Source organism: Aeromicrobium halocynthiae, assembly GCF_039531385.1.
In the GTDB taxonomy this organism is placed as follows: Bacteria; Actinomycetota; Actinomycetes; order Propionibacteriales; family Nocardioidaceae; genus Aeromicrobium; species Aeromicrobium halocynthiae.
Genome location: NZ_BAAAPY010000006.1, coordinates 165,473 through 178,579, shown reverse-complemented (window position 1 = coordinate 178,579; position 13,107 = coordinate 165,473). Strand labels below are relative to the sequence as shown.

Here is a 13,107-nt window from a genome sequence, read left to right as displayed (position 1 = left end):
TCAGGACCTGGCTCTACGATCGAGTCATCGAGTTAGCGCACTATCGCTCAAAGAGGAGTTGGTGACCATGCAGGAGCTTCACGTCGGCCACGGGACCACCCGCGGCGCCCTGACCGTCTTCCCGATCTGGGGAGAGCACATCTCGGCCGTCGCGGCCGCCGACGACCTGATGGTCACCGAGCAGCCGAGCGGCCCCACCGTGGGTCGGTTGCGGGTGGTGAACCGAGCGCCGCACCCCGTGGCGGTCCTCGAGGGCCAGATCCTCGAGGGCGGCTGGCAGAACCGGATGGTGGCGCGCTCGGTGGTCATCGATCGCTTCGGCGCCGTCGACGTCGACGTCGTGTGCATCGAGGAAGGTCGCTGGGGGGGCGGTGGCGCGCACCGCGATGGGCGCCGCCGGGGCAGCCTGCGCATCCGCGCCGGGCTGCGCGTCGACGGCAACCGGCAGGACGCGGTCTGGTCGCGGGTTCGCGGCTACGAGGCTCGTCGAGGCGCCACCGCCACCTGCTCCTTCACCGCTCACGACGACCGCGCGGGAGCAAGCATCCGACCGTTGATCGGGGGCCTGGCTCCGCTGCCCGGGCAGATCGGCGTCCTCATCGGTCTCGCTGGGCAGCCGATGTCGGTCGACGTCTTCGGCAACGACGCGCTGCTCCGCCGCGAGTTCGACTCCTTGATCAGGTCCGCCGCGTTCGACGCCCTGGACCTGCCCGCCGTCGCGACCCCCGCTCGCCGCGCCCGACGCTTCCTCGACCGCGCAGACCGCGTCACCACCCGCCGGACCGACGCCGCCGGAGCGGGCTGGTCCATCGAGGGTCGCGACGAGTACGTGATCGCCAGCGGTCTCGACCACGACAGCCTCCCGGCCCACCGGGCCCTGTTCAACCCCCGCCACGAGCTCGCGCTCGCCGGCGCCTGACCATGCACTACGAAGGGATCACCATGGCCATTCACCTCTCCCCCGCGCAGGTCGACCGCGCCTGCGGCGTCGTCCTCGGAGCAGCCGTCGGTGACGCACTCGGCGCCGGTTACGAGTTCGGCTGCGCCCGCCTCGCGCCTGGCGACACGCCGCGGATGATCGGCGGCGGTCTGGGGGACTTCGCCCCCGGTGAGTGGACCGATGACACCGCGATGACCATGGGCGTCCTGCGCGCCGCCGCAGCCGGGCGCGACCTGCGCTCCGAGGAGGGTCTCGACGCCGTGGCCTCAGAGTTCGCCGCGTGGTTCGCGACCTCCCCGCCAGACGTCGGGATCAACACCCGTGCCGTGCTCGGCGCGGCCGGCCCCGGACCGAGCGGTGCGGCCCTGACCGCGGCCGCTCGGGCACGCCACGCCCGCACTGGACGAACCGGCAGCAACGGCTCGCTGATGCGCACCTCCCCCGTCGCTCTGGCCTACCTCGACGACGAGGAGGCGCTCGTCGAGGCCGTCCGGGCGGTGGGCGCTCTGACGCACCCCGACGAGGACGCGCAGGAGGCGTGCATCATCTGGTGCCTGGCGATCCGCCACGCCGTGCTCACCGGCAAGCTGGACCCGTGGCGCGGTCTGGCTCACCTCTCCGACGAGCGACGCTCCGTCTGGGCCGATCGACTGTCGCTGGCGGAGAGCCGCCCGGCGTCGACGTTCCGCCCGAACGGTGGGGCGGTGGCGGCCCTGCAAGCCGCGTGGGCCTCCATCGTCTCGACCGAGATCCCGGTGGGCGATCGCCAGCCGTGCGAGCACCTGGTGGATGCGCTCGGCGCGGCCGTCCACGTCGGCGACGACACCGATACCGTCGCGTCGATCGCCGGCGCGCTGCTCGGCGCACGCTGGGGCATGAGCGCCGTCCCCGCGGAGTGGCGCCGCATCCTGCACGGCTACCCGGGCGTCGACTCCCGCGAGCTGGAGCGGCTGGCGTTCCTCGCCGCGCACCACGGCGAGACTGGCAAGTACGGCTGGCCAGTCGTCTGCCACATCGACTACACGGCCTTGCAGTACGGCCGCCCCGCCCTGGCACGCCACCCTTACGACGACGGCGTGTGGATGGCCTCGGCCACCGAGCTCGACCGGCTCCCCGGCGACGTCGACGCGGTGGTGACGCTGTGCCTGACGGGCACCGAGCAGGTGCCCGCCGGGATCGAGCAGGTGACGTTCCGCCTGCAGGACCTCCCCGACCCGGCCGCCAACCCGAACCTCGACTTCGTCATCGTCGACGCGGCCCGCACCGTCGCGGCCCTGCGCGCAGAGGGCAAGAGAGTGCTGCTGCACTGCGTCGCGTCCCACTCGCGCACCCCGACCGTCGCCATCGCGTACGCGATGTTGCTGGGGGTTCGGCTGGAGGAGGCAATCGAGGCGGTGTGCGGGGTGTTGCCGGTGGCACGGCCGAACGGCGGATTCCGTCTAGCCCTGAAGAGGCTCTCAGAGAAGCCGACGAACTCTGCCCAGGCCGAAGGAATCGCTGACTGCGTCAGAACTAGGATCTGGGCCTGAAACCGTTCTTCGTGACCATCGCGTAGCCGGTGGCGGCGACGGTGGCAACCGTGCCACCAGCCACCAGCGCCTTCTGACCGGCTTCCTTACCGGCGGTCCGCCGCTGCCGCGGGTCGCGGACAGCCTCGCGCCAAGGGATGGCATCCAGCGGACGGCGGACGGACTCGATCCCGAGAGGGGCGTGGAAGTCGTCGACGATTTCGGCCGTGGCGTTGAGAGAGTCGATCACGGAGCGCGCGGCACGTGCGTGGAGCAAGATGTTGTCGTTGGCGATGCCGCCGGCCGCATCCAACCTCGACATCAGGCGCCTCGTGCTGTCGATGACGCCTGCTCGCCGCTTCTCTCGTGCGGCGGCAACGCCGAGCCGGTGACCTTCGAGGTTCTCCGGGGCGGTTGCAAGAACATGGTCGAGTTCGACCACACGGAACTCATCTTGTAGCTCGAAACAACGAGCGAGAATCGCGAGTTGAACGGCGGCCTCGCGTTCGATCTCCCGGACCGCTCGCTTCAACTCGCCGGTCTTGCCTTTGCCCTCGACCTTGTCGGCAAGCGCGCGTAGCGCGTTGAGCGCATCGTCCTGCACGTTGAGGATCGTGTTCGAGACTCCGCTGACCTTGTCCCAGAGTGTCTTCGGATCGCCGCCCTGGGCACGGATGATCATGGCTTCGTCGATGGCTGCGGCTGCGCTTGTCATCTTGGCGAGTACGCCGTCCCGCTGCGCACGGCGGACGTCATCGAGTTTGTCATCGATGCGCAGGAGCAAAGCCTTCAGCTCGTGGGCCTCGGACTGCTGAGCGAACTGACTCATGAGGCCGCCCAGGCCGGAGAGGAGCGCCGGGTTAGACAGGAGCAAACTAGGGCTGTCGTCTACCTGGAGCCACTTGAGGGACTTCTTGCCAGTCTCGCCCAGCATCGCGTGACTGATGCCCTTGGTCTTGGTCTTCATCAGACCGCCGGCGTCCTTGAGCCGCTTCGCCGACTCGGGCGTGAGCTTAAGGTACATCGCGGACTGCTCCACGACGCCGGAAACAGTCGTGACGGTGTCGGCTCCGGCCTTGAGAACAGTGCTGAGCCTGCCGAGGTTGAACTCGTGAGCCTGCTCCAAGAGACCCGCTTGGTTGAGGAAGCGTTCGATCGCCGACGCAGCTCCCGCGAGCACGACACCGTCGCCGTCACTCACGAGCTCGATTTCATCCGCCATCAGGCGCTCCCTCCCCGACCTCTGGAGCCGGCACTACGTGGCCGAGCGCTTCTGCCGACGGCCAGACCTTCGCTGCGACCGCAGCGAGTGCGCTCCCGCGCTCCTCGATCGACGCTTCTCCCCATTGCGGCACCGCGGCGATGCCGACGTTGAGCAGGATGGAGCTTTGGTTGGCGAATTCCGGCTGCTTGTCGGCCCAGCCAAGGTTGGAGACCGAGCCGTTGAAGTGCTGAGTGACCAGTGTCAGGTTGCCGATCCGGTTCTTGGCGAGGTTGCGTGCGTCCTTCGCCTTGATCCGTTCGACCTCGTCGAGGGTCTCGTCCAGCGGCCAGTGCGTCTCCCACTTGTCTGGCAGGACGTGCTCGATCTGGAGCTTGCTGTAGTCGACGGCCGCCGGCGCCTGCTTGGGGTCGTCAGCGCGAAGGCGGCTGTCGATCGCGCCCAGCACGAGTCGCTGGCGCTTCTGGTTCTGCCCGTAGAAGTTGTTGCCGAGCATGGCGGTCCGCAGCTCGTCGTCGGTGGGCCAGCCAGCTCCGTCGAGCACGGTAACGATGGCGTCTCGCACGCCGCCCTGCGGTGCGGCCTTGGCGTCGACCATCACCTTGACGAAGATCTGGCCGTAGTTTCGCGTACCCCAGCCCGAGCCCGCGATCATCCTTCGAACGGTGAACGACTCGACAGCCTGCACGGCCTGGCGATGTTCGTCTGCGCCGAGGAACGCTTCCGGGAGGGTTCGGAGCCAGGTCAGGAGCGGGATCGCCGTCAGGTTGCCGAGCTTGATCAGATTGTCATACGCCTGACGCAGCACCTGGTCGTCGACGTGGCGCTCGGCGTAAACCTCCTGGTACGCCTCCGCGAACGCCTTGAGACTGGCAAGCAGCTCCTCGGTCTTCGGTTTCTCGCGGTCAAGGTAGGCGCGCACCTCGCCGTAGAGATTCCCAACGGACACGTCGGTCGCGGTGGTGGCGGTGAGCCAGACCGAGAGAAGCACGTCCCGCTGGCCGCGTGCGGCGTGGCCGGTGCCGACCTTCTTCTTCCACCACGGGTCGTCGAAGCCAGCCCAATAGCGGTCGTACATCTCGTCGAGGTGTTCGGCCTTGGCGAACTCCGCACGCAGGAAGATCAGGTTCTTCACGAGGTCGGAGGCGGACAACGGCGTCTGTCGACCGTTGAGGACCTCGAAGATCACTTGGGCATCATCGTTCTTCTCCAGGTCGATGACGACGAGCTTGAAGAGTGTGTCGGCGGCGTCCACGAGCGCGCGGACGCGTTCGACTCGCTCTTCCCCGACCGCCTCCGTGAGCGATTCGCGAGCGGCCTCGGCGAAGTAGCGGCGAGCCTGGAAGTACAGGTGATCGCTCTTGCCGTACGCCGGGATCTCATCGGCGATGACCGTCGGCCACAACACCCGGTCGTCCCTGCGTGGCCACAGCTTGTAGACGTCCTCAGGGGACGCGCCGCTGTCCTCGTCGTTGCTGATCATCTTCGACAGGGACTTGGCCTTGCCCTTCAGCTCACCATCTACGTCCTCCTCCTGAACGACATCGAGAAGCCCGCGGAGCAGGAGCTGGAGCGTGGTCAGCCGCTGCTGCCCGTCGATAACGGATCTGAGGGCGACGCCACCTGCCGGGTAAGGCAAGGAATCACAGACGATCGCCCCGAGAAAGTGCGGTGAGACTGACGCCTCGTCCGGTTGCGAGTCGGTCATCTTGGCGAAGAGCCGCCGCTGGAAGAGCCTGTCAGCGGTGGCAACCAGGTCAGCGAACAGCAGGCGCCACTGCTTCTCTTCGGTCCACTCGTAGCTGCGTTGGAACGTCGGGATGATGTAGCGGCGTTCAGGCTTGAGGATCTCCCCGAGCGCCCAGGTCTTCGCTTCCACTCACACCACCTCGTCCAGAAGGTCATCGGCCGACCCGTCGTCGAGTGAGCCGAGATAGGTCCAGGTGCCGTTCACCAGAGCGACGGCCTGACCGACTCGGCTCAGGTGAACATTGCCGCCGTGCGGGAGGTACTCACGCCAACGCTCAGCCGCCTTGACCGCGATCGGTCCGTACTCATTCGACAGCAAGTCGGTCGTAGAGGGGTCGTAGAGGTCACCGACGTGTCCGAGCAAACGGAGTGTCCGGGTCGGCGGTGACGCGGGCCAGACGTCCCCGGCCGCAAGGTCGAGGTACTCATCGGTGAAGCTGCGCCGCTGGGCATTTCGCTGGGCCTCCAGCGCCGCCTCAAGGCCGGCGATCGTCTCTGCCATGACAGCCAGTTCATTGGCGGCGGCCTGGGCGTCGGCCTTGGCCGCTTCGCCCGTGGCGCGGGCCTTGGCAACCTCCGCCGCCTGGGCCTTGTGCTTGGCCTGGTATTCCTCAAGCTCCTTCGCGAGTTCGGCCATCATCTCGTCCGGCGCAGCGCCGAACACGGCGCCACCCTCGAGGTCGTCCACCCGCGCGATGAGTTCAGCAGCCTCCTCAGCGACGGGAAGCCCCAGGAACGAAGCAACATCGCGAATCAGCTCCGCGTCAGCACGCAGCGTTTCGAGTGCAGGCACCTCGTCGAAGTGTTGCTCGCGGTTGCGGAACTTGAAGGGGATGCTCTTGAACTTGCTCCAGACGTCGAGCGGCATCGGCCCGAGACACTGCTTGAGCGGCGAGTCTGTGTTCTTCGCTGGCTCGTTCACGCAGAAGTTGGGGTCCCAGAGGTTCGGGACCTTCTTGTACATGGGGACGTCGGGATGCTGTTGCTTGCGCACCTCGACGAGCTTCTTCAGCCAGTCATCACCAAACTGGGGACGCATCTTGTCGTCGTAGAACTTGCCGAGGTCCCACCCGAAGGCGCGCAGCATCGTCTGAGTGCCCTTGATGACTTCGCCGAACGAGCCGTCAACCGGAAGCGCAGTGCCTACGCGAGGGATCATGACGCCAGCCTCGCCTTCACGATCGGCAGGACACGAGTCAGCACGTACACCGCGAGCGGCCCAGCGGCTCGTAGCCCGGGAACACGACAGCGAGCCGGTTCTTGTAGGCGTTGCTCCTGTCCCCAGCACCTTCGCCCGGGTTCCGAAGTCGAGTGCGCCGGCCTGGAAGAGCAGGGTTTCGGCGGACGCACCCAGCGTCGAGTCGAGCTCCTCGGGCGTCGCCTTCTTCGCGCTGCCCCAGCCGTTCGGCCCCTCGGTCGGGTCCCACTGGAGCAGATCGGCCACGACATGCTCAGCGCCGTCCTCGCGTGCCTTCACCGACAGCCGCTCACCGCGGATCAGACGGTCATACGCCGGAGCACTGTCGCCCCGGCTGAGCGCCACGACGGCACCAGCGCCATCCCACCGCTGGTAGGCGATCTCCATCAGGAGACCATCCGGAGCAGCGACGACCGCCGGCATCTCCCAGGCATCGTGCAATTCGCCACCGAAGTCGGTCACCTGGAGCTCACGGCCACCGTGGTCGGGGACGAGCAGGGTGGCGGAGCCGATCGAGAACCTGCTCACGTCCGCTTGGTCGCTCTCTTGCGAGCCGCGGCAGTCTTCTTGGAATCTGCCAACAGACCTGACGAGAGATCAAGGTACTTTGCGAACAACGTCTCTTGACGCTCAAGAGAAGTGACTTCGTGGTCGTGCCCAAGTCCGAAGAGTGCGTCAACTGCGATGTCAAGTTTCGCGTGGGCCAACCGAAGGTTGTCTGGGACTGCATCGGGCTTGTAGAGATTGGCGAGAGTCTTGCCTGGATGCGCGTCGCGGGCAGCGAGGATCTCACCGCCGAGAGACGAGACGTGGGACCGCTCTGCTGGGCTCACGGCTGGGACCGGGAAGGTGTTCCATACGAGACTGCTTGAGAACGACGGATCTGACTTCAACCTTCCACCGATCGTCTTCTGCCACGTGATGAACATCGACGACGAGATGAGCGCGAACAGGAAGCCGTCCGGGTCAGGGTGCGTAAACAATTTGATCGATGCGATGACACTGGAGGGCACCCGCGCTGCCGTTGCGAATGGCCTACTATCGCTGAAGGTCTGGGGGATTCCAAGGTAGTCAGCACTCGGCTGTCGTCGTTCACCGAACAGGTGGGGCGTCCCTGCGAGGCGTTGCGTGGCAACACGGGCACTTGACTCGCGCTCAGCTCGAACAGACGTGATGCGCTTTGCGAGGATCGGGCTGCTCGTCAGGTCGCTCAGTTTGACGCCTGGCACATCCATCCAAAGGCACCATGCCTCACGCCCATTGATGAGTTCCTTGCCGCCGCAGTAGGGACGAAGGAACTTGGCGGCAATCGGATCGGCTCGAACCTCGGGGAGGTCCTTCTCCTCCACGAGCAGATAGCCGAAGTCGATCGGGGTCGACCCCGCGCGCAACTCAGCCAAGGAAGGGCTGAGGACGGTGCGGCTGGCGTCCACGAGGACATTCGGGCCATCGACCAGGTACGGGCTGATGTTCGTCGCAGAGACTTCGACTGGAGATGCGGCCCGCCCAGTCGGGTAGTCGAAGAGACGCACGCTGCCAGGGGTGCGCGCGAACCCGACGATCGTGACGTGCACGGCAGCGGCACCGGTCGCTTCCGACTCCCACTTGAAGGAGCGATGGGCAAACTTGATCTTCCAGCCCGCGTCGAGGATCGCCCGGAAGAGTGGCGCAACCCCCTCACCCTGCGTAACCGAGTTAGTCGACACGAAGGCCCAAAGCCCGTCCAGAGTCCCGAAATACGCCAATGACTTGGCGTACCAAGCGGTCACGTAGTCGAGGTGCTGTACAGACGATGTGCCCCAAGCCTCCTTCAGCTCGTCGCCCTGTGCCTTGCTCCGTTCCTTGTGTCCCAAGAAGGGCGGGTTGCCCGCCACGATGACTGAAGGCCCTGGCGCGACAACCTGCGCCCACTCGACCTGTAGCGCGCTCCCCACAACGATCTTCGCCGACTTCTGGATCGGAAGGCGTTCCGGAGCGACACCAAACCGCTCCTTCATCTTCAGATCGCACTGGCGGTCCATAAGGAACATCGCCGTCTCGGCGATGCGGGCCGGCCACTCGTCGATCTCAATGCCGAAGAAGTGGTCGAGGGTGACCTTGAGCAGGTGCGTCCAGTCTGCGTCGAGCGTCGTGGCGTCTTCGCCCTGCTGATTGTTCGCCAGCGCATCCATGATGCGCAGTTCAAGGTCGCGGAGCTCTCGGTACGCAACGATGATGAAGTTTCCGCAGCCACATGCGGGGTCCATGTAGCGGATGTCGCCGAGCTTCTTCCACAGCGCATTGAGGGCGTTGATTCGCTTCTGAGCGGTCTCGCGTTGGACGGCGCCATCGAACTCCGCTCGCAGCTCATCGAGGAAGAGCGGGTTCAGTGTCTTGAGGATGTTCTCCTCAGACGTGTAGTGCTCACCGAGCTCACGTCGCGTCCGCGCGTCACGCACGGACTGGAACATCGAGCCGAAGATGGCCGGGCTGATGGCTGACCAGTCGACTGCGCTCGCGTCGAGGATGGCCTTGCGGAAGTCAATGTCGAGGTCTGGCAGGGTGATCTTCTCGTCGAAGATGCCGCCATTGACGTACGGGAACGCTGCTAACTCAGGCGCGAGCCCCTTTCGATCACCGGGGGCCGTGTCGAGGGCACGGAAGAGTGCATTGAGGCGTGCGGCGATGTCGGAACCGTCGCGCTCCGTGTGGTCCTTGATGAAGTCCTGGAACAGGTCAGGCAGCGGCTCGCCCGACGCGTCCTTCCACATCTCGGTGTCGTCACCGAAGAGCAGGAAGAGGACACGGGCCAGGGTCACGGAGATCTCGTGATCGCGCTTCTTCGGGTCGACGCCGGGCGCGTAGCCCTTCTCGACCGCGGCGTACATCTGAGCCATGAGCTTCGATGCGCGCTTGGTCTCGTTCTTGGTCTCGACGTCGAAAGCGCCCCGGACGCGGGAGAGCAACTCGTTGACGTCGATCTGGACGTCGGTGGGGAGCCGGATGGCGTCGAGTTTCGCGACGAACTTGGGGTCGTTGCTCCCCGCCTTGTGGACGTGGCGAGCGGGTCGCGAGATGACGCCGGAGCCCCGGGTAGTGCGTGAGGGCCAGCGCCAGACCTGCTTGTCGTCGTCGTGGAAGATCACGAGCCGGTTGGTCGAGGTCTTCGAGATAGCCTGGTCGATCTTGGCCTCCGCGGCGGACCCGGGCAGCGCGGGGACTTCCCAGACGCGGACACCTTGGTAGGAGGAGACGTTGGTCGCAGTGAGCTTGAACCCGTCTCCCAGGTCGACCTCGATGGGCGGGTGGTTCGGTGCGCCCCAATACAGGTCGAGGCGGAACAGGTCGCCGTACTTGCCTTCCTCGGCCTTGGCGATGAGCTTGTCGGTCATCGCGGTGTCACCCCGATCGAGCACACGATCTTGATCTCATCCTTCTCGGTGGTTCCGATGACGAGGCGCTCCTCGTCATGCAGTTGCTTGACCAGGTCGGCTAGGTCCTGGTCTGTGTACTTGGCTCGGCGTGCCTGGCGGAGTCGGATGTTCGCGTACTCCGTGAGGGGCCGATCGTTCATGGCAGCGAGTGCCGCGCTGGCGTCCGCTCCGAAGATCGTTCCGCCGAGGCGTTCGACGGCCCATTTGCGTGCGCCCTTGAGGTTGCCGGCGGTGACGATCTCGGTGGTCAGCTTCTCCTTGACGAGCTTCACCTCGCGCGCGAAGTGATCCTCGCGAAGAGGCGCCGTTGGGGTCGACTCCTGGGCTCGGAAGATGTGCAGGGCCTCCAGCGGAGTGAGCAACCGCTCGACGGGGTCGCCATTGCCGTTGTCGAACGATGCGGCGAACGCGTCGATACCGGAGGTGGTGCTGGCGAAGGTGGTGATCCCGGACTTGGTCTCGTGGTCGTAGGGGTCGCGGGTGCTGTGGAGCATGTCCTGCATCTTGAGCACCCGGCCCGCGAGCTCGGGCTTGTGCTCCTTGACGCTCGACCACACGAGCCACGCCTCGCTCACCGCGTCGGCCTCGCCCTCGTCCTGCTCCAACTGTTCCTCGCCCGGGACCACACCCTTGTAAAGGTCGTCGAGGAGATTGACTTCCTTGTCGTCACCGAAGAAGCGCTCGTCGGAGCCGAACGCTGCCGCGTTGTCGCCAAGGCGGCGGCGGATTCGCTGGCGGAGCTGGATCGCGTCCTCCACCTTCTTGTGCGAGATCAGGTAGATGTTGACGGTGTCGGACTTCTGGCCGACGCGGTCGACGCGGCCGGCCCGCTGGATGACCCGGATGATCGCCCACGGGAGGTCGTAGTTGACCACGACATGTGAGTCCTGGAGGTTCTGGCCCTCGGACAGGACATCGGTGGCGATGAGGACGTCGATGGGATCATCGACCGGAGTCGCGTCTTCCTCATCACCGGGGAGCTTGTTGCTCTCGGGCGAGAACCGACGGGCGAGTGCCGACGGGTCCTCGGAATCGCCGGAGGCGAGCCCCACGTTGGCGATCCCGGCCGTCTCGAGTGCCTCGGCGACGTACACGGCGGTGTCGGCGTACTCGGTGAAGACGAGGACCTTGTCGCCCTTGTGCTTGCCACGCAGCAGGTCGACGAGGGCGTCGATCTTTGAGTCCTTGGCCGGGTCCCAGGTCCCGAAGCTGTCGAGCAGGTCGGTGATGATGCGGTTGTCCCGTTCGAGGTCCTTGCGCAGCGTCTTCTTGAAGACCTGGGTGCCCAGCCACTTCGTCGACGCGGGCAGGCGACGCTTGAGCTCCTTGTATTGCGACTCCAGGCTCCCGTAGCCGCCGTGGTCCTCTTCGACGTCCTCGTCGGTGACCATGAACTGGTGGTCGCTGAAGCTGCCGAGCGGCACATCGAGCCCGTTGTCGATGGCATAGATGAAGAGCTCGTTGCGAGCGCGCTGGCGCTGGAGACTCAGTATGAAGGAGTGCCCTGACGACGACAGACGCTTGAAGAGGCCGATGCGGACGAATCCACTGACGTTGCCGCGACCGGAGCGGATGGCGGCAAGGATCTTCGTGTCGGAGTCGCTGTGCGGCGCCTTCGGGTCGTCGTAGTCGGCAAGACGGTAGCGCGGCAGCGTGAGGTCCCGTACCGCGTCGAGGGTGGTCTCGTCCTCCATGAGAAGGGCGGGGTCATCGTCGGCGAACTCGTGCCACAGCGGGCTGGGCACACGCGTCGGGAAGTGGAACCGCGTGCCGTTCGCGAACTGGAGATACTCACGCTCGACGACCTTGCCGTCTGCCAGCGTGACGGTCTCCTTCTTCGCCGTGCGCTTGATGAAGGAGCGGGTGCGCCGGACGAGGTGGTCGCTCATCAGTCGCTTCCAGTCCTCGGGCTCCTCCGACCTTCGGAAGGCGGCAAGGGTGGTGATCTTGCCGTCGACCTTGTCGATCAGCGTCGGGTCCTTCGCCATCGCGGCCGTGGGCTGGATGCCGAGGTCGTCGTCGTCCTCGATGTAGAGGCCGATCTGGTTGGCGACGTCGGCAAACGCGAGGTTGTAAGGAGTCGCAGTGAGCAGCAGGACCTTGGAGCCGTTGCGGCGGACGTAGTCCTTGATTGCCTCGGACGCCTTCGTGGTGTTGTTCCGCAGGTTGTGCGACTCGTCGCAGATCACGAGGTGGAAGCGTTTGAGTTCGGGAAGCTTCTTGTCTGCCATCGAGTACGGAATGACGCGTGCGCCCACGAGGCCGTACTTCTCCAGGTGCTCCTCCCACATGTGCTCCAGGTTCTTGGGGCAAAGCACGAGGGTCGTGTAGTCCTCGGCGGCTTCGAGCATCAGCGCTGTGGCGATCGCGGTGAGGGTCTTGCCGAGACCGACGACGTCGCCGAGCATGGTTCCGCCTCGGCGGACGATTCGACGCGCAAGCGTGCGGACTGCTGTCGTCTGATATTCCAGGAGCAGGTTCTCGATCGACGGCGGAAGCACGTACCCCATCCCCTCGCGAGCGTCTTCAGAGAGGGCGTGGCAGACCTTGAGGTAGACCTCGTAGGGGGTGGGTTGCGCTTCCGATGCCCAGGACTCCTCGATGAGCTCGATGATCTCCTCGGTGATTGGCAGAGCGAATGGATCGTCCCAGCGATCCGTGAACCAGGTCGCAAGCTTCCCGGTGGCGTCGTTGTCGGTGACGTCGATGTTGAGCTCGAGATTGTTGTATAGGCCTGCATTCGTCATGTTCGACGACCCGACGTAGGCACGACGCTGCGCCAAGGCATTGCCGGGCGCGTGGAAGATGTAGGTCTTTCCGTGTAGCGGTGCCGAGGTGAAGACCTTCATCTCAACGGCGCCCGTCGTGAGTTGGGCCTTGAGTTGCTGGAGAGTCTTCCGCTCTGCCTCCGATGGCAGCCCTCGCATGAGCTGTGTGCGCAAGTGCCTGACCAGTGAGTCCTTGGCTGAACGAGCCTTCGAGATGTCGATGATGTCCGCGCCGTAGGGCGGGGGCTGGACCGCGTCTTGCAGCGCCGAGAGCATCGCTGCGGAATCGGCAGGCATCACCATGCCCAT

The 13,107-nt window shown here is 65.6% G+C and carries 7 protein-coding genes; 2 read left to right on the top strand and 5 right to left on the bottom strand.

The window, feature by feature from the left end; genetic code table 11:
• Positions 1 to 67 precede the first annotated feature (67 nt).
• Together ABD213_RS10230 and ABD213_RS10225 are read left to right on the top strand one after the other, a co-directional pair.
• The gene (locus tag ABD213_RS10230) at positions 68 to 919 is read left to right on the top strand and encodes an ARPP-1 family domain-containing protein (protein WP_344327679.1); all 852 of its coding nucleotides are present in this window, start codon (positions 68 to 70) and stop codon (positions 917 to 919) included.
• Positions 920 to 942: 23 nt separating this feature from the next.
• Positions 943 to 2,469 (top strand): ADP-ribosylglycohydrolase family protein, encoded by a 1,527-nt coding sequence (locus ABD213_RS10225; protein WP_344327677.1) that lies wholly within the window; start codon positions 943 to 945, stop codon positions 2,467 to 2,469.
• Here the strand turns inward: ABD213_RS10225 and ABD213_RS10220 are convergent.
• The 5 genes from ABD213_RS10220 to ABD213_RS10200 are packed head-to-tail and all read right to left on the bottom strand — an operon-like array spanning position 2,453 to position 12,957.
• Complete coding sequence (locus tag ABD213_RS10220; protein ID WP_344327675.1) at positions 2,453 to 3,670, bottom strand: hypothetical protein; 1,218 nt, start codon at positions 3,668 to 3,670, stop codon at positions 2,453 to 2,455. The genes ABD213_RS10225 and ABD213_RS10220 overlap by 17 nt on opposite strands.
• Positions 3,660 to 5,549, bottom strand: coding sequence for a DUF262 domain-containing protein (locus ABD213_RS10215; RefSeq protein WP_344327673.1), 1,890 nt, complete (start codon positions 5,547 to 5,549; stop codon positions 3,660 to 3,662). Before ABD213_RS10215 ends, ABD213_RS10220 begins: the two co-directional genes overlap by 11 nt.
• Positions 5,550 to 7,145 (bottom strand): hypothetical protein, encoded by a 1,596-nt coding sequence (locus ABD213_RS10210; protein ID WP_344327671.1) that lies wholly within the window; start codon positions 7,143 to 7,145, stop codon positions 5,550 to 5,552. It abuts the gene before it with no gap.
• Positions 7,142 to 9,988 carry a class I SAM-dependent DNA methyltransferase gene (locus tag ABD213_RS10205; protein WP_344327666.1) on the bottom strand — a complete coding sequence of 949 codons (2,847 nt, stop codon included), beginning with the start codon at positions 9,986 to 9,988 and terminating at the stop codon, positions 7,142 to 7,144. The genes ABD213_RS10210 and ABD213_RS10205 overlap by 4 nt, the downstream gene beginning before the upstream one ends.
• Complete coding sequence (locus tag ABD213_RS10200) at positions 9,985 to 12,957, bottom strand: helicase-related protein (RefSeq protein ID WP_344327746.1); 2,973 nt, start codon at positions 12,955 to 12,957, stop codon at positions 9,985 to 9,987. Before ABD213_RS10200 ends, ABD213_RS10205 begins: the two co-directional genes overlap by 4 nt.
• Positions 12,958 to 13,107: the final 150 nt, after the last annotated feature.